Here is a 17,295-nt window from a genome sequence, read left to right as displayed (position 1 = left end):
CCGGAATCCGGTCCTCAGACCACACCATCCGGACCACTCAACGACCGACCGCCACCTCACGAAACTTCGAGGCTAGGGTTCGCGCGCAGTAGCGACCGTGTCCACTGGGCATTCGTGCGGAACGTGCCGGTGCCATTGTGCTGTGCGTTCCTTCCCGGCACCGGCGACGGCAAGGGCCTCGGTTCGTCGAGCGGTCCGGGGTCGTCGGGTTCAGCGGGCTCCTCGGACGGCCCGTCGCTCTCGCCGTTCACCACCAAGGCGTGGGCACCGGACTGGTTCGTCGAAGGCGGTCGGGTCAACGTCGTCTTCTCGATGTCGACCGGCGGCGGGTTCGTGCCCTACATCATGACCGCGCTCGACTCGTCTCTGCGCTTGTGGACTCCGCCGGTTCCACTGGCAGGACTCGGTGCCGACCACATCGACACGACGATCGTGAAGGTCGGTTCGACCTACCACGCGTTCACCAAGAACGAGACGAAAAAGGTTGTGCAGCATGCGGTGTCGTCGTCGCTGTACGGTCCGTACCGATTCGTCACTCCCGGCAACTGGGGCACATTCGTCGAAGGTCCTGCCGTGACACAGTTGCCCAGCGGTGCATGGCGGATCTATCTGGACGCCTACAAGCAGGGCAAGTACTTCTACTCCGACAGTTCTGACGGAATGAACACGTGGTCGCCGGTGAAAGAACTCCCCGGAGTCTCCGGTTCGGTACGGCACTTCGGCATCATGCGCGAGCCGGCGTAGATCAGCAGCAGTTCGGCTACGACGCTGTCACCCTCGCTGCCCTCGTCGGCACGCAGATCCCCGACATCGTGGTGGGCACGTCGGTCGTGCCAATCCACCCGCGGCATCCGATCCACCTCGCGGGAGCCGCAAAGACCGCTGCCGGCGCGACGGGCAACCGATTCAGCTCGGCGTCGGACTCGGTGCTCCGGCGTTCACAGCACCGACGTTCGGTGTCGACCCGGGTCCGACGATCCCGGCGCTCCGCGACTATCTCACCGCGCTACGTTCGCTGCTCGACGGCTCCGACGAGCCGTTTCACGGCGACACCCTGATCTCCGCTCCACCGATCAGTACTCGCGTGGCAGGCGTCGACACACCCATCCCTCTCGTCGTGGCAGCGATGGGCCCGCGAGCGCTTCAGGCGACGGGCGAACTCGCGGATGGAACACTGCCTTTCCTGGCTGGTCCCAAGGCAATTCGTGACGTCATCGTGCCGACGATCGCCGCGGCAGCTCGGAAGGCGGGACGTGTCGCACCCCGCGTGATCGCCGCCGTGCCCGCCGTCATCACCGATGATGTCGACGCTGCCCGTGCCGCTGCGTATTCGGCCGGTGAGTTCTACGACCACATCCCGTCGTATCAGCGCATCATCGCGGCGTCCGGACACGAGCGTGCGGGCGACCTGTTCCTCATCGGCGACGAGTCGACGGTCCTCGCGGGCCTTCAGGAATACCTCGACGCCGGCGCAACCGAACTCACCATCACGCAGGCAGATCTCGTGGGTGACGACGCGCGCGCCCGCACCTGGGCGAGCATCGGCGCGTGGCACACCGACGGTGCGCATTAGCCTCATGCCCGCGGGATCTCCGCACACGGGATACCGGGGTATCAAGGAGTCATGGCCTCCTCGACGTTCACCAAGCACACCTCCGGACGGCCCGCGCGTTGGGAGGTAGCCGGTCTGCGGTGGCTTGCCGACGCCATACCGGCAGGTGGGGCGAGCATCGTCGACGTCGTATCCACCGACGAGTCGACGCTGACCGAGCGCCGCGTCGAATCGAGTTCGCCAAGCCTCGACGCCGCAACCGATTTCGGTCGACGACTGGCCATCACCCACAGCCTCGACGATCCAGCCCGCTGGGGACAGGGCCCGCCCGGCTGGGAGGGTCCCGGCTACCAGGGTCCCAACGAGCATCTGCTCGACCTCTCACTGGTCGGGCACGACACCTGGGGCGAGATGTATGCCGACGAACGGTTGATGCCGCTGCTGCCCGACAGCGGGCTGCGCGGTGGCGACGCACGCATCGTCGAGAAGCTCTGTGAACGTTTGCGGGAGGGCGACTTTGACACCGACGACGCTCCCGCCCGCCTCCACGGCGATCTGTGGTCGGGCAACGTGATGTGGTCGCCGGACGGGTGTGTCCTCATCGACCCGTCGGCACACGTCGGCCATCGGGAGACCGATCTCGCGGCACTCGCGTTGTTCGGGTCTCCCTATCTCGATCGCATTCTCGAGGGTTATCAGCAGACGTATCCGCTGGCACACGGCTGGCGCGAACGCGTGCCGCTGCACTACCTGTCGATGGTGCTCATGCACGCCGTGGTGTTCGGCGGCGGGTACCGCGGGCAGGTGGTCGAGATCGCGCGCCGCTACGTGTGATCTTGGGAGTCAACGGTCTCTGAACCAGCCGTCGTTCTTTGCGCGCCAGGCCATTTCCTCCCAGTACCCCCAACTGTGGGTGCCCACGCGTGGATAGTCGGTCGTGATCGGGAGGCCGGCCCGATTTGCCGCGAACTCGAAGGCGCGTGTCTGCGCCTGGGCGAGCACCTCGAGCGGAGTTCCCTTGAGCGAGTTGGAGATGTTGGTGTCGCGATTGCCCCAGATCGCCGACCCGGCGGCCACCCGCACGCTGAGCCCACGCAAACGCGGAACCTGGACGAACGGGTCGTTGTCGAGCCACCGTGTGCTCCACGGGGGACCCCACATGTCGTCGGAATTGAACGGACCGACGCCCGCCTCGAGCCCGGCGTCGAGGAGGGTCAGCCGGATGGCTTCCCGCATGCCCGGCGCCGACAGATTCAGGTAGCCCGACATCGAGAACGCGTGCGAGATGCGCGCGTGGTGATAGGCACCGTAGATCAGTGCGGCGTTGCCGCCCATCGAGATTCCCATGATCGCGTACTTGTGCCGCGGGCCGACGTCGAGTCCCTGTCGGTCGAGCATCGCAACCAAAGTGTCGAGTCGACACGTCCACCGGTAGCGATAGCCCATGTTGCTGAGGCTGTTGCGCGCGTTCCAGTCGGTGTAGAAGCTCGCGAGACCGCCTGCAGGTGCCACCACGTTGACGCCGGTGTCGGCCATGGAGCCCACGTTGGTGCTCAGCTTCCATCCGCTGGCCGACGCCGTCACCCGCAGTCCGGAGAGCGCGATCACGGTTTTGTAGTTACCCGGACGCGTCCACATGTCGACCGGCGTGGCGGGCATGCCGCAGCCGGTCAAAGTAGCGCGACGGTAGACGGCGGCGTCGGCGGTGCCAGCTCCGACGATCCCCGAACCGACAATGCCCACGCCGAGAGCCGCGGCGATGACGGCGATCAGGGTCGTGATCCGCTTGTGGCGCATGGGCCGAGGATCTCACGATGGACGCGACGACTTGCCTGGTTTGGCGGACGAACCCGTGCGGTTGCCCGGCCGGTTGTTGCGGTTGCCCAGAGGCTCGGATTCCGCGCGTCTGGGCAACCGGAAGATCGAGGGCGGAGGACGTCGCGCAGTTCGGAGCGCGCGGGACGCTACTGCCGGCCGCGGTGGCTATCAGGGCAGCCCGAAACCGAACGGCAGGCGACCGCCCTCGCGCTGCTGACCAGAACCGCTTCCGTCCGAGCCGTCCCCGTCGGAGCCATTACCGTCGGAACCACTGCCGCGCTCGGAAATCGTTGTCTGTGCCTTGTCGACGGTGCTGCCCAGGGTCACCTGGACTGTCTTGGTCTGTCCGCCGGAACTGACGGTCACGGGCACGGTTTCGCCGGGGGAGTGCGTGAGGATCTGCGCCATGAGGTCGGCGTAGTTGCTGATGGTCGCGTTGCCGATCTTGGTGATCACGTCGCCGTTCTTGATGCCGGCGTCTGCTGCCGGACCGCCCGACTGCACGGATGTGACCTTGGCTCCGGTGACCGCATCCGTGCTCGACGCAAGCGAACCCGACACGCCCAGAACGGGTTTGGTGGCGTGACCGTCTTGCATCAGTTCATTCGCGATGCGCTTGGCCGTGTTGATCGGAATGGCGAAGCCGAGGCCGAATGCCTGCGGGCCGCCACTGCTGCTCTGTCCGGTGTCGACGGCCGAGTTCACGGCGATGACCTGTCCCTGCAGATTCACCAGTGGCCCACCGGAATTGCCCGGATTGATCGGAGTGTCGGTCTGCAGCCCGTTGTAGACGGTGACAGAGTTGCCCTGCTCGTCACCGGCGGTCACGGTCCGCGACAGTGCGCTCACGATTCCGGAGGTCACAGTGTTGGAAAGGTTTTCGGGACTACCGACGGCCACCACCTGCTGGCCGACCTGAAGCGACCCGGAATCGCCGATGCTCGCGGGGGTGAGCCCCGACGCGCCGTCGAGCTTGATGACCGCGATGTCGTACGAGGGAGAAGTGCCCTTCACGCTTGCGGGATAGGTCTTTCCGTCCGGGGTGGTCACCTGGATCTTGGCGCCGCTGCCGACGCCTGACACCACGTGATTGTTGGTGAGGACGTAGCCGTCCGGGGAGAGGATGATGCCGCTACCGACGGCCGTGCCCTGACTGGTTGCGACCTTGATGTCGGCCGTCGACTTCGACGCCACCTGTGCGGCGTACGTGACCGAACCGGGTTGCGCGTCAGCGGCATTGGTCGCGGCGGCCGGTGCCGATGCGATGACGGGTGCGCTCGACGACGAGCCGTGGTCGAGAAGGGCATACCCTCCGACGCCGACGAGTCCACCGACCAATCCGGCCAGCACCGCCGTCGCGACAACCGGTTTCGCGATGCCACGGGATCGCTGGGCAGGGGCAGGGGGCGTCGGAGCGCCCGGGTATGCGCCGGCGAACTGCCCGGCAGTGGAACCGGCGGCCGTGGGATGAGGCTCAGTGGGATACGACGCAGTGGGATGAGACGCGGTGGGATAAGGCTCTGTGTAAGGGTTTTCGTACGGGGCGCCCTGCCACGGTGTCCCCGGATCGGGTGCGGTGCCTGGGTTGGTTCCGTGGTGTCCCTGGTCTGGGTGAGGACCCTCGATCGGTGAGGTGTCGGACTCGTCGGGCGTATTGCTGTTCACGAGACCACACTGCCGTCCGCTGCTGAGAACACTGCTACTGCCGAATTCTGAATTTGCTGACAAAACACCGGTGTTCTCCTCAGCTTCGTGCCAGGTGATGGGTTCGACGACGGGTCGTCGAATGTGTTTCCGGCCCCGAGGTGTCGGAGTTCTGTTGTGTAGCGGTGGTTTCCGTCGACGCCGACGTCGTGCCTGTGCCCGGCCGCGCGCTGAGGTCGTACACCGTGTAGCCGCCGACTGTGCGGGCAGCGTAATGGCTTGTGACCCACTGCCCGATGGGTGCGGTGACCGAACTGCCTCGTCCGTTCGCGCGTTGTCCGCCACCGAACTCGTTGCTGCAGCTGCCGCGTTGTGTGTCTCTGTTCCCGACTCGCGCGGGGTGGTGACCACGTAGTAGCCGATCTCCTTGTCGGCCACGTACTTCTGGAACTGCGCGAGCGTCGGCGTCGGATCGTTGGAGAATCCGCCGATACCCATGACCGGGACGCGGGCGTCGAGTTCGAGAGACGCTGCGCTCGACGTCCTGTTGGTGGCCGCCGCCCAGCGTGCGGAGCTCGATTGCAACAGACGGTCGATTCGCGGCGAATCCGCGGCGGTGCCCATACCCCCGCCGCCTGTGCTGCTGTGTCCGGACGTGTCGTGGCCAGACGTGTTGTGGCCAGACGTGTTGTGGCCGGGCAGTACCGACGGCCCGCCGCCGGTGTGTGCCACGGTGTCGCCGTCGATCGCGAACGCGGCAGGCGCCGAGAGGACGGCCAGCACACCGCATCCGGCGGCGACGAGGGCGACGGGTCGACGCGCGCGTGTCGGCACAGCAGCAAGTACCGCTGCCGCGACCGCGACAAGCAGCACCGTCCACCGCAGCCAGGGGAGCCACGACGATTCGCGGTCGAGCAGCACGAACGCCCAGACGCCGCCCGCGGCGATCATCGCTGCCAATCCCACGCGTGCGGTGATCGCGCGCCACACGGTTGTCGACTCGCGGGCGCGCCACGCTTCGACGACTCCGATCCCGATCAGTCCCGCGATGGGAGGTGCGATCGCAAGTGAGTAGTAGGGGTGGACCGTTCCGCTCATGTAGGACAACACAATTCCATCGAGCAGTAACCAGAGTCCGAACAGCAATGCGCCTGCGCGCACGAGGTCGGTGCGTGGTGCGCGACCGCGAAGAGCGAGCACCACCACCAGCGCGATGAGCGCCGATGGCAGCAGGAACGAGATCTCCGCTCCGAACTCTCCGGCGAAGAGTCGACCCAAACCGGGGGTGCTCCCGAACATGCCACCGCCGAAACCGCGTGCCAGAGAAGGGTTCTGGCGCATGAACTCATCCATCGCGGCATCGGAGGGACTGCCCGCGTGGCTGTGACCCTGGATGCGGTCGAGTCCGTTGTAGCCGAGCACCAGATTCATGAAGTTGTTGTCCGTCGAACCGGCGAGATACGGACGCGACGATGCGGGCCATGCAAGCGTGAGCACCACATACCATCCCGATGCCACGACGAGTGCGAGCGCTGCGACGGCAAGATGCCGGACGCGCCGACCAAGCGTCGTCGGCGCTGCCAACAGATAGACGACGCCGAGCGCCGGTAGCACCATCAATCCCTCCAGCATTTTGGCGAGGAACGCGAAACCCAGTGCGACACCGGCCAGTACGAGCCAGCGCAGTGACGCCCGAGACGTCGCTCGCACCGTGCAGTAGGCGGCCGCGGTCATCAGCAGGACCATGGCGGCGTCGGGGTTGTTGAACCGAAACATCATGGCCGCCACGGGAGTCAGCGCAAGTGCTGCGCCCGCGATGAGTCCCGCAGTCCTGCCGGAGATACGGGTCACCGTGGCGTAGAGCAGAGTGACCGACGCGACTCCCATGATCGCCTCGGGGATCAGCATGCTCGCGGACGAGTACCCGAAGATCTGTCCGGAGATCCCCATGATCCATTGCGACACCGGAGGTTTGTCGACGGTGATGAAGTTCGACGGATCGACTGATCCGAAAAGTACTGCCTCCCAGTTGCGCGACCCCGCCCACGCCGCACCGGCGTAGAACGAGTTGGCGTTTCCGTTGATGGTGATGTTCCAGAGGTAGAGCACCGCGGTGCTGGCGAGGAGTGCTGCCAGGGCCACGCGATCACGGGTCGTCGCGCGGGGTGGGCGGTTGTCGTCGGCGGCGGTATCGAGGTCGTCTGTTGCCTGCGGTGCGCCGAGGTCGGCGGTGCTGGAGGCGCCGGCGGGAAACGCTGCTGCGGCGGGAGAGGCTGGGGTCACGAAGACGATGGTGCGGCCGATGTGCTGAGGTGCGGCTGAGGCTGCGCTGCCAGGTAGCTGTGAGCGCGGAAAGGTGTTCTCACCAGCGATGTTTCAGTGTCCGATCCGTCCGGAACGTCGAGTACTCAGGGCTCTCACAGACGGTGTCACTACCGTGATCCAGTCGAGGTGGGGGAGTCCGCCGAAGACCATTGATGCGACCAGTGATGTCGTCCTGTGATGCCGATCACGGATGCAGCAGTCAACTACCGAGAGAGGGCGGAAGCGGTGGAGCAGGAGGGAACGTCGCGCTATCGCGCGCGCCGCGCACCCTCCGGTGACCGAGGTTTTCGCGGGTCCGACGGTCGACGCCTGACCGCGGGCGAAGTCGCTGCGCGGCGGTCACGAACCCCTGCCGAGCCTCCTGCGCCGCAGCAAGCTCCACTCCGACCGGAACGGCGGTCGCGGTGGGAGCCGGTCGACGATCTCACCCAGCCCATTCCGCAGGTCACCTCTGCTCGTGGCGCGCGCAGGTCCGTCGCAGGCGATGAAGCTCGCGCCTCGTCCCGTACCCGCTCGACGCGCGCCCGCTCGACGCGCGCCCGCTCGTCCCGCACCGACTCGACGCGTCGACGCCCAGCGGCCGAGCCGCAGGGCCGGTCGTCGGTGGTGCGAATCGGGCGGATCGCGGTCGCGATGTGTTCGGTCGCGATCCTCGGGATCGTCGGGCTCGCGTGGGGCACCGTCACACACGTCGCCGGAGGGTTCGGTAGATCGGCAGCACTGGCCGGCGGACCGGCGTCGAGCGGTGGGGCCGAGAACATCCTGTTGATGGGTCTCGACACCCGCAAGGATCGCGACGGAAACAATCTGTCACCCGACATCCTCAAGCAGCTCCATGCCGGAGATGGTGACGAGGGTGGCTACAACACCAACACCCTGATCCTCGTGCACATCCCCGCGGACAGAAAGAACATCGTCGCCTTCTCGATTGCGCGCGACGACCTCGTCGACGTCGACGGTCTCGATGTGAGCCAGGCCAAGATCAAAGAGGCGTACGGCCGCAAGAAGGCGATGGTCGAGGACGAACTGACAGCACAGGGCATCACCGATCAGGCCACTCTCGAGTCACGTGGACGTGAGGCCGGTCGTGCCGAGACCATCGAGACGGTGCGTCAGCTCACCGGCGTGCCGATCGATCGGTTCGCGGAGGTGAGCCTCGTCGGCTTCTACGACATCGCCAAGGCGCTCGGCGGCATCGACGTCTGCCTGAATCACTCTGTCCGTGACTCGTATTCGGGCGCTCGGTTCCCCTCCGGTCGCCAGCACCTCAACGCGTCGCAGTCGTTGGCCTTCGTCCGGCAACGCCACGGACTCGACAACGGCGACCTCGACCGCACCCACCGGCAGCAGGCCTTCCTGCTCTCGGTGATGCATCAGGTACAGAGCACCGGAATGCTGACCGACCCTGGAAAACTGAACAGACTCAGCAGCGCACTGAACAACGACGTGGTTCTCTCCGACGGCTGGGACCTCACGTCATGGGGACAGCAGATGCTCGCACCGAGCGACCAGCGCGTCAGTTTCCGCACGCTTCCGGTCGAGCGGTACGACACCGTCGACGGCCAGGACGTCAACATCATCGACACCGCGAAAGTGCGCGCCCAGATCCAGACGGCCTTCGGGATGCAGGCACCGTCGACTTCCTCAAGGGCCTCGGCGGAGTCAGCGTCTTCCGGGTCGTCGTCTTCTGGATCGACCGACGCGGCGTCGGGTGCGACGTCGACGAGTGATCCGGCCGACGCCGAGACGACGGCATCGCTCGACGGTCCCGCGCCCGACTCCGGCGGCGCCGTGAGCAATGGTTCGGCCATTCCCTGCGTTGACTGAGTGAGCAGCGGCGTCGCGCAGTCGCGTCGATCACGCTCGACCGTCGAAATGTCGTATCCGCGAGTGAGTGCAACGGACAATCCGTCGGTTGCTGCTCCCGACCCGACGCAGCACAGTAGCGGCCATGAGTACTGACGCACCCACCGACGACGATGCCGCCGTCACGCAGTTGAACTACGGCAGCAAGGTCCTCGCCGTCGAGCCAGGTGGCAACGAGCCGATTCCGGTGGAGGCCCGCCACGGGTCACCGCGCGGTCTCTTCTGGACGTGGACGGCCCCCAACCTCGAGTTCGCCACGATTTTCGTCGGTGTGCTGGCAGTGGCCGTGTTCGGTCTGTCGTTCTGGCAGGCCGTCGTCGCGGTGGTGCTCGGCAATGGACTCGCCGCAGTCGCGCACTACCTGTTGTCGGCTGACGGCCCCCTGCACGGGGTGCCGCAGATGGTGCTCGGTCGACTCGCCTTCGGATATCGCGGCAACATTCTGCCCGCGACCTTCATGGCGGTCATGTGTGGTGTCGGCTGGTTTGCGACCAACAGCGCCAGCGGGGCGTTCGCGTTGTCGTCGTTGTTCGGGTTCACGCCGCTCGTGGGGCTGATCATCATCGTCATCGTGCAGACCGCGTTCGCGTTCTTCGGGCACAACCTCGTGCAGCGCTTCGAGCGGATCGCCGCGCCGATTCTGGCCGTGATCTTCTTGATCGCCGCAGTGATCATCTTCAGCAAGTCGCACCTCGACGCGCCTCCGTCGTCGGGTGGCGGGTTCTCGATGGCGGGCTTCTGGCTCACCGTCGGTGCCGCATTCGGGTACACCGCAGGCTGGACACCCTACGCCGCCGACTACACCCGCTACCTCCCGCCGACCGTGTCGCGGGTGCACACGGGCCTCTACGCGTCGCTCGGTTTGTTCGTCTCGTGCACCGTGCTGATGCTCGTGGGTGCGGCGTCGGTGACGATCGGTCCGGCGACGTCGGACAACCCGACCGCCGCGTTCACCGCGAACCTGCCGACGCTCGTCGCGGATCTCACGCTGCTCGCCATCGCGGTCGGCGCCGTCGCTGCCAACGCGATCAACGTCTACTCCGGCTCCATGGCGTTCGTGACCATGGGATTCAAGCTGCCGATGAACACGCAGCGCGCGCTTGTCACAGTGCTGTTCGGCATCGTCGGATTCCTGGTGGCCTGGTGGGCACTTGCCGACGCCGCGGCGTCGTACGAGGCGTTCCTGCTCCTGGTCGCGTACTGGATCGGTCCGTGGCTCGGTGTGGTCTTCGCCGATCGGTTGCTGCGCAAGAAGCGTCCGTCGCTGGATCTGCTGTACGACACGCGGTACGTGAACTGGGGTGGCCTCGCCGCATTCGTCATCGCATTGGTCGGATCGGTTCTGCTGTTCTGCAATCAGGAGAAATTCGTCGGGTACGTGGTCCGCGCGGTTCCCGAGTTGGGTGACATCGGTGCGTTCGTCGGTTTCGCAATCGCATTCGTGGGGTATGTGATTCTGGCCAGAAAGAGCGTCGAGGAGTCGCAGCGCACATACGGCTGACGACACCTGCCACGGCTGTCACACGCACGCGGACCTTCCGCCGAGACCGAACTCGGAGGAAGGTCCGCCTGTGTCATGCGGGCGCGAGAGCTCCGGCGCCGTCTACGCGTAAAGCGCTGAAGGCCAACAGAATCGACGCGTACATCTCGGGATCTGTCGGGTCGAAGCCGAGCACCTCGCGCACACGGTCGAGGCGCTGATAGAGACTCTGGCGTCCGATGTGCAGGGCCTGCGCCGAGCGAGTCGCGCTGCAGCCGTTGCGCAGGTGTACCTCGAGTGTGCGCGCGAGGTGCGTCGACGACGCCCTGTCGTGTCGGACGAGCGGGTCGATGAGGTCGATCAGTTCGTCGCGCGCCGCGGCAGACATGGTGCCGGCCGCGGCGTCGACCGCGAGCGATCGAGCGGTGAACACGCGTCCGGCAACACCCTTGGTCTGCACGGATTCGACTGCGCTGCCCAGTCTTTCGGCACAGGTGCGCAGCGAGTCTCCGATCGATAGTGACAGTCCTGGCCCGGGTCCGGCGTCGGCGGTCGCACACGGTTGACCGATGACCACGGTCACGCGGCTGGCGTGTGCACCGATGTCGGTGAAGGCCGTGCGGACACAGTCGACGGCGTCGTGGTCACCGGTAGGTGTCGGCATCACGACGAGCCCGTACACGGTGGCGTCGACGGTTTCGAAGACAACGCCGCCGAGCGTCGCCGCGGCACGAGTGAGTGCACTCTCTGCCATGCGCGAATCGGGCGATTCGACGACGACCGGCACGATCTGAGTCGACTGCGCCACCGGAGCTCCCGAGCCCGACAGGCGAGCGAACAGGTCGGCCCGTCGAATCGGGCGTGACGCCAACAATTCCTCGATGAGTCGCGACGCCACTGCGGAGCGTCCGATGCCTGCGCGAACGAGTGCCGACGTGAGTGGACCTGCCGCACAGTCGAGGAGCATGGCGGCGCGATCGCCGGAGACCTGCGTGGCGCCAGGGCCCGCGATCAGCCGTGCGATCTCGCGCCCGCGCGCGATGATCGGTGCCGACGCGACTTGACCGTCGACGGCCCGCCACGCCGATCGATCGTCGTCGACGCCATGCGCGGCGATCAGTGCGCCACCCGAGCCCACCAGGACGATCGGGCAGCGCACGGCGTCGGAGACGTGTTCGAGCATCTTGGCGACGCCACCTCCGGCGGCCATGTCGTCGTGCAACTTGGTGTCGAGCTCGCCCCGTAACCGCAGGTCGGCGAGTTCTGCAGACACGATCGCCGTGTTCGCGGTACGGCACATCGTGATGAACGGCACCACCCGGCGTAGCTCGATGATCGGCAGCCGCCGCGCAGATCCCTCTCGGATGATCTCGTCGGGAACGCTGTCGAAGCTGCGTCCGATCTCGAAGGCAAGCGCCACCACACCGCGCTCGGCCAGCTCCCGGATGTAGTGGCGGCGTGTGCCTGCGTCGAGTCCCGCCAACCCGAGTCCGGTCGTCAACAACAGTTCACCCCCCGAGAGCAGGGGCCCTATCTCGTAGATCTCGCTCGAATGCACCCAGATCACGGGGCGTTCGAGGTGATCGTGTGCGGTGAGTACGTGCGGATCGGCGTCGGCGAGAAAGTCGTCGATGATCTGTCGCAGCGTGAGCGTCGACCCTGGTGATTCGTGCATAGACAGACGATATGCACGTTGCGGTCGGTGTGCGACGCGACGGACTGTCGGTTGAACACGACGACGTAGCCGCGCACAGTCGAATCATGCTCTCGCGACATGGGACGACGTCCACGTTCGACGCCGTGGCTGCGCTCGACACCGCCTACCGACAAGCACAACTCGGCCTCTCCGAGGGCGGCATCCCGATCGGTGCTGCCCTGTTCAGCTCCGACGGCATGCTCCTCGGTGAGGGACGCAACCGTCGCGTGCAACACGACGACCCATCGGTACACGGCGAGACCGATGCCTTCCGCGTCGCGGGCAGGCAGCGCGACTATTCGTCGACCATCATGGTCACCACGCTGGCGCCGTGCTGGTACTGCAGTGGGCTCATCAGGCAGTTCGGCATCGGGGCGGTGGTGGTCGGGGAGAACCGCACCTTCGACGGCGGGCAGGAGTGGCTGCGCGAGCTCGGCGTCGACGTGACGATTCTCGACGACGAGCGGTGCGTCGCGATGATGACCGACTTCATCGCCGGGAATCCCGCGCTCTGGAATGAGGACATCGGGGTTGTCGATGCCGGTGTGAACGCGGCGCGCTCCGACAAGACGGGGAGTCTGCGGTGAGCGGCGAGATGTCGAGTCCGATCCTGACCGTCGATCTCGCGCAGTGGCGTGCCGGTGGCGACGGCGCCGACGCCGTGTGCGCCGCGGTGGACGAGTCGTTACAGAAGGCGGGGTTCCTCCTGGTGACGGGCCATGGAATCGATCCGGCGCTGCCAGCAGCGCTGCGCGCCACCGCCAGGGAGTTCTTCGCCATGTCGCCGGAGGTGAAAGGGCAGTACGCCGTCGGCGTCGGTGGTCGAGGCTGGATCGGCCCGGGCCTGGAGGCCAACGGTTACTCCGAGGGCACCGAAACGCCTCCCGACCTAAAGGAGACCTACAACTCGGGTGCCCAGACACGAGTCGGCATTCCCGAGGTGGACGACTACTGGTTCGCTCCGGACGTCTGGCCCGCGGAGGCGCCGCGGTTACGCGAACTGTTCACAGCGTGGACCGCGGCGTGCAAGAAGCTCTCCGACGATCTGCTCGCCCTGATGGCGGCGTCGCTGGGACTTTCCGGCGGCGAGAACCCGTTTCGCGACCTCGCGGGCTCGGCCACCTGGACGTCGAACATCAATCACTATCCGCCCATGACCGATGTCGGCGAGCCCGAGCCGGGGCAGTTCCGCATCGGCCCGCACACCGACTTCGGCACCGTCACCATCCTCGACCGCGAGCCGGGCGCGGGCGGGTTGCAGGTCTACAGCGAGGAGGGTGGCTGGGCGGATGCGCCGTACGATCCGTCTGCGTTGACGGTCAACATCGGCGACCTGCTCGAGTACTGGTCGGGCGGCCGATGGCCCGCCGGCAGGCACCGTGTGCTGCCGCCGCAGGCCGACGCCCCGGAAGAAGATCTCGTCTCGTTGATCTTCTTCTACGAACTCGACCACGACGCCGTCGTGACACCCCTGGACCCTCCCGTCGGCAAGGTCGCGGGTCGGCCACCGGTGATCGGCGGCGACTTCATCCGCGAACGGCTCGATGCCATCACGGTCGGCTAGCGCCGCGCCGGATCTCGTCGACTGTGCGCTCTATCCGGTCGACTGGGCGCTCTATCCGGTCGACTGTGCGCTGAAAGCGGGTGAGTGGGCGTCGAATTCGGTCGAGAGTGCGCTGCTGGGTCGGGCGAGGCTACTGTCGGGGAATGCGCCCACTGATCCCACTCGCCGCGCCGGTGGATCCCGCGCAGGCGCTGACGAGGATCGCGTGGTTGCTCGAGCGCGACAGGCAGAGCAGCTACCGCGTCGAGGCGTTCCGGCGTGCGGCCGCGACGGTCGTCGACGTCGGCGATGACGAGATTCGACGACGCTCCGACGAGGGTTCGCTGACCGCGTTGTCGGGCATCGGCAAGACCACCGCAGCCGTGATCGACGACGCCGTCTCCGGGATACTTCCCGACTACCTCGGCGGGTTGCAGGCCCGGGCCGATCCCTTGACTGACACTGCAGCCGAGTCAGGCGACCTGCTCTACGAGGCGCTGCGCGGCGACCTCCACGCACACACCAGGTGGAGCGACGGCGGCGCCTCCATCGACGAAATGGCAGCGGCGGCAGGCGCTCTCGGACAGCAATGGCTCGCGATCACCGATCACTCGCCCCGGCTGACCGTCGCCAACGGACTCTCGGCCGAGCGTCTCGATGCTCAGATCGGCGTCATCGAGCAGATCAACGCGCGCGGCGACGTCGACCTCACCGTGTTGACCGGAATCGAGGTCGACATCCTCGACGACGGGGCGCTCGATCAATCCGCGGAGATGCTCGAGCGCGTCGACGTCGTCACGGCGTCGGTGCACTCGAAGCTGAGGATGGACGCGGCTCCGATGACCCGACGGATGGTAGCCGCGGTCGAGCATCCGCGCGTCCGTGTGCTCGGGCATTGCACGGGCCGGCTCATCACCGGCGGACGAGGTACGCGACCACAGTCGACATTCGATGCGCACCAAGTGTTTTCGACGTGCCGCGACACCAACACCGCAGTCGAGATCAACTCCCGACCCGAACGCGTCGACCCTCCCGACGATCTGCTCACCCTCGCACGCGACCTCGGCTGCCTGTTCGCCATCGACTCCGATGCACATGCGCCCGGCCAACTGGAATTCAAAGCACTCGGCGCCCAGCGCGCTGAGAAATTCGGCATCGACGCCGACCGCATCGTGACGACGTGGCCACTGGACCGCCTGCTCGCGTGGTTGGCCGACGCCGACGTCGTTGCATGACCGCACCATTCGCAATAACCAACCAGCTGTATCGACCAACCATCCGTATCACCAACACAGGAGCGACCGTTGAACCCACCGATCATGTCCAAATCCGACGCCGCCGAACTGATCGTCGCAGCGCGACTGCGTGCCGGTTTGACGTGGGCCGAGATCGCCGAGCGCATCGAGGCACCGCTCGTGTGGACCGTTGCCGCGCTACTCGGCAAGCATCCCGTACCTGCGGAGAAGGCCGAAATCGTCTGCGAGATACTCGGTCTCGGTGAAGGCGTCGCAGAGAGTCTTCGCCTGCAGCCCGCTCGGACACGCGACGACGAACTGACGTCCGACCCGACGATCTACCGCTTCTACGAGGCGCTCGCGGTGTACGGCCCCGCGCTGAAAGAACTGATCCACGAGGAGTTCGGCGACGGCATCATGAGCGCCATCAACTTCAAGGTCGACATCGCGCGAAGGCCCGACCCCGACGGCGACCGCGTGGTGGTCACCTTCGACGGAAAGTTCCTCGATTACCGCTGGTGAACGCGATCCTGTGGCGCCGCACATATCCGTCGCGCCCACATCACCGGTAGCATTCCGTCGGATTTGTCCGACAAACGAAGGCAGGGCTGGCGATGGGTGCGGCGCGTGAAGGAATCGTCGGCGGTGCGCGGCGGCAGGCGGCACGCGGGGTGGGACTCGTGTCGAGCTATCTGAGGCCGTACTCGTCGGCACACGGCGTCGCCGATTGCGACGACGAATACCGCAGCGGCGAGTGGGACTACCTCGCCAACGAGCAGGAAGCTCCGCGCTTCCACGTCGTCGCCGGGTACTGTCTGCGCACGTCACCCCGACCCCGCGTGCTCGAACTCGGCTGCGGCGAGGGGCTGTTGGCGCAGCGGCTCTCGCCCGCGCACTACACGGAGTTTCTCGGAGTCGACGCCGCGCAGGATGCCGTCGAGAAGGCTCGGGCACGCGGGCTCGACCGCGCCGCGTTCGTGCAAGCCGACGCCAGCACGTTCAGTCCCGACGACGTCGATCCGACGGCCTCGCAGAAGCGGTTCGACGCGATCGTGTTCTCCGAGATGCTCTACTACCTCCCGGACCCGCTCGCGACGGTCCGCCGCCTGCAAGAGGGGTGGCTCGCGCCGACCGGTGAGATCGTCGTGTCGCATTACAAGTCGATCGACCTTCCCCAGGCGCGCCAGGTCTGGAAGCTGCTCCACTCCGCCTTCGACGTCCGGCTGCGCTCCACGCTGACCACGGGCGATCTCACGTGGACGATCGAGGCGCTCGCGCCGCGGTGATCTCGACAAGCTCGATCAGCGGGGTGGGGCTCGGTCGGCGGTGATCTCGACAAGCTCGATCAGCGGGTTGGGCTCGATCAGCGGCGGGTGGCTCGATCAGCGGTGGGGCGCGATCGGCGAGTGGGGTCAGCGCGATCGGCGGGTGATCTCGACAAGCTCGATCAGCGGGTGGGGTCAGCTCGATCGGCGGGTGGGGCTCGATCGGCGGTGATCTCGACAAGCTCGATCAGCGACGGGGTCAGCTCGGTCGGCGGTGATCTCGACAGGCTCGATCAGCGGGGGTAGCTCGATCAGCGGCGGTTGTGGCGCACAACCGGCATCGTCGCCACACTGGAGGGCAGCCCGGTGTTCGCCGGGTGCTCGCAGGGAGGTAGACGATGGCAGGCAACAATCCGTTCGGCATCGATCCGGAGGACTTCGATCGGTTCGCACGCGAGGCCGGCGACGGCCTGCGCGACATGGTGGGCAAGTTCCTCGGTTCACCTTCGTCGGGAGTCGCGTGGTCGACTGTCTTCGAGCAGCCCGCGCGCCGTGCGGCACCCGAACCGGAGACGACAGGAAAGTCCGGCTCGGGCGTCTGGGCGGTCTTCGTCACCGACGCCGACGGCGGTGCACGCGTCGAGCAGGTCTTCGCGAACGAACTCGACGCCCTACGGGCAAACCAACACAACACCGATCCCACCCGTCGGGTTCGATTCCTGCCCTACGGCATCGCGGTGAGCGCACTCGACATCGCTGTCCCGCCCACGGACACAGGCCCCACGCCGTCGAGCGACGGTCCTGCATCCGACGGCGGTCCTGCCTCTGACGAGCCGACGCCCGGTTCCACGTCCTGATCGCCGGTCACGCT

General features: G+C 66.5%; 14 protein-coding genes and 2 pseudogenes. 12 read left to right on the top strand and 4 right to left on the bottom strand.

Going from position 1 to position 17,295, the window contains the following annotated elements:
- Positions 1–66: 66 nt before the first annotated feature.
- The 3 genes and pseudogenes from A5766_RS09560 to A5766_RS09545 form a co-directional block, all read left to right on the top strand.
- Positions 67–744: pseudogene (locus A5766_RS09560) on the top strand (arabinofuranosidase); the annotation flags it as partial.
- Between the two features lie 160 nt (positions 745–904).
- The gene (locus tag A5766_RS23835) at positions 905–1,573 is read left to right on the top strand and encodes an LLM class flavin-dependent oxidoreductase (RefSeq protein WP_231894601.1); all 669 of its coding nucleotides are present in this window, start codon (positions 905–907) and stop codon (positions 1,571–1,573) included.
- A 51-nt stretch (positions 1,574–1,624) separates the two neighbouring features.
- Entirely contained in the window at positions 1,625–2,386 is a 762-nt protein-coding gene (locus tag A5766_RS09545; protein WP_064904383.1) for a fructosamine kinase family protein, read from the top strand.
- A gap of 9 nt (positions 2,387–2,395) precedes the next feature.
- On the opposite strand, the gene A5766_RS09540 is transcribed toward A5766_RS09545, so the two are convergent.
- The 3 genes and pseudogenes from A5766_RS09540 to A5766_RS23830 all read right to left on the bottom strand — a co-directional run.
- Positions 2,396–3,349: an alpha/beta hydrolase gene (locus A5766_RS09540; protein WP_064904381.1), complete on the bottom strand. Its 954-nt coding sequence runs from the start codon at positions 3,347–3,349 to the stop codon at positions 2,396–2,398.
- Positions 3,350–3,538: 189 nt separating this feature from the next.
- Positions 3,539–5,035 carry a S1C family serine protease gene (locus A5766_RS09535; RefSeq protein ID WP_064904424.1) on the bottom strand — a complete coding sequence of 499 codons (1,497 nt, stop codon included), beginning with the start codon at positions 5,033–5,035 and terminating at the stop codon, positions 3,539–3,541.
- 423 nt (positions 5,036–5,458) lie between these two features.
- A pseudogene (locus tag A5766_RS23830) lies at positions 5,459–6,964 on the bottom strand (glycosyltransferase family 39 protein); the annotation flags it as partial.
- Between the two features lie 552 nt (positions 6,965–7,516).
- On the opposite strand from A5766_RS23830, the gene A5766_RS09530 reads away from it, so the two are divergent.
- Together A5766_RS09530 and A5766_RS09525 are read left to right on the top strand one after the other, a co-directional pair.
- Positions 7,517–9,166, top strand: a complete 1,650-nt coding sequence (locus A5766_RS09530) for an LCP family protein (RefSeq protein ID WP_231894597.1) — start codon at positions 7,517–7,519, stop codon at positions 9,164–9,166.
- Between the two features lie 124 nt (positions 9,167–9,290).
- Positions 9,291–10,706, top strand: coding sequence for a purine-cytosine permease family protein (locus A5766_RS09525; RefSeq protein WP_064867218.1), 1,416 nt, complete (start codon positions 9,291–9,293; stop codon positions 10,704–10,706).
- Positions 10,707–10,779: 73 nt separating this feature from the next.
- On the opposite strand, the gene A5766_RS09520 is transcribed toward A5766_RS09525, so the two are convergent.
- Positions 10,780–12,360 (bottom strand): PucR family transcriptional regulator, encoded by a 1,581-nt coding sequence (locus A5766_RS09520; RefSeq protein WP_064904379.1) that lies wholly within the window; start codon positions 12,358–12,360, stop codon positions 10,780–10,782.
- A gap of 11 nt (positions 12,361–12,371) precedes the next feature.
- Here A5766_RS09520 and A5766_RS09515 point away from each other — a divergent pair, with 11 nt between their 5' ends.
- The 7 genes from A5766_RS09515 to A5766_RS23825 all read left to right on the top strand — a co-directional run bounded on the left by A5766_RS09515 (position 12,372) and on the right by A5766_RS23825 (position 17,281).
- The gene (locus A5766_RS09515; protein WP_231894596.1) at positions 12,372–12,968 is read left to right on the top strand and encodes a nucleoside deaminase; all 597 of its coding nucleotides are present in this window, start codon (positions 12,372–12,374) and stop codon (positions 12,966–12,968) included.
- An 8-nt stretch (positions 12,969–12,976) separates the two neighbouring features.
- Positions 12,977–13,945: an isopenicillin N synthase family dioxygenase gene (locus tag A5766_RS09510; protein ID WP_064904406.1), complete on the top strand. Its 969-nt coding sequence runs from the start codon at positions 12,977–12,979 to the stop codon at positions 13,943–13,945.
- A 143-nt stretch (positions 13,946–14,088) separates the two neighbouring features.
- The gene (locus A5766_RS09505) at positions 14,089–15,159 is read left to right on the top strand and encodes a PHP domain-containing protein (RefSeq protein WP_064904377.1); all 1,071 of its coding nucleotides are present in this window, start codon (positions 14,089–14,091) and stop codon (positions 15,157–15,159) included.
- Positions 15,160–15,228: 69 nt separating this feature from the next.
- Positions 15,229–15,681 carry a cyanase gene (gene cynS, locus A5766_RS09500; RefSeq protein ID WP_005207731.1) on the top strand — a complete coding sequence of 151 codons (453 nt, stop codon included), beginning with the start codon at positions 15,229–15,231 and terminating at the stop codon, positions 15,679–15,681.
- Between the two features lie 92 nt (positions 15,682–15,773).
- Positions 15,774–16,445 (top strand): class I SAM-dependent methyltransferase, encoded by a 672-nt coding sequence (locus tag A5766_RS09495; RefSeq protein WP_064904375.1) that lies wholly within the window; start codon positions 15,774–15,776, stop codon positions 16,443–16,445.
- Positions 16,446–16,485: 40 nt separating this feature from the next.
- On the top strand, positions 16,486–16,656 hold the full coding sequence (locus A5766_RS24675) for a hypothetical protein (RefSeq protein WP_156528063.1): 171 nt from the start codon (positions 16,486–16,488) through the stop codon (positions 16,654–16,656).
- Positions 16,657–16,822: 166 nt separating this feature from the next.
- Positions 16,823–17,281 (top strand): hypothetical protein, encoded by a 459-nt coding sequence (locus tag A5766_RS23825; protein ID WP_039856502.1) that lies wholly within the window; start codon positions 16,823–16,825, stop codon positions 17,279–17,281.
- The last annotated feature ends 14 nt before the right edge of the window (positions 17,282–17,295 follow it).

The organism is Gordonia sp. 852002-51296_SCH5728562-b (genome assembly GCF_001665475.1).
In the GTDB taxonomy this organism is placed as follows: Bacteria; Actinomycetota; Actinomycetes; order Mycobacteriales; family Mycobacteriaceae; genus Gordonia; species Gordonia sputi.
This window is presented reverse-complemented; position numbering and strand designations above follow the sequence as displayed.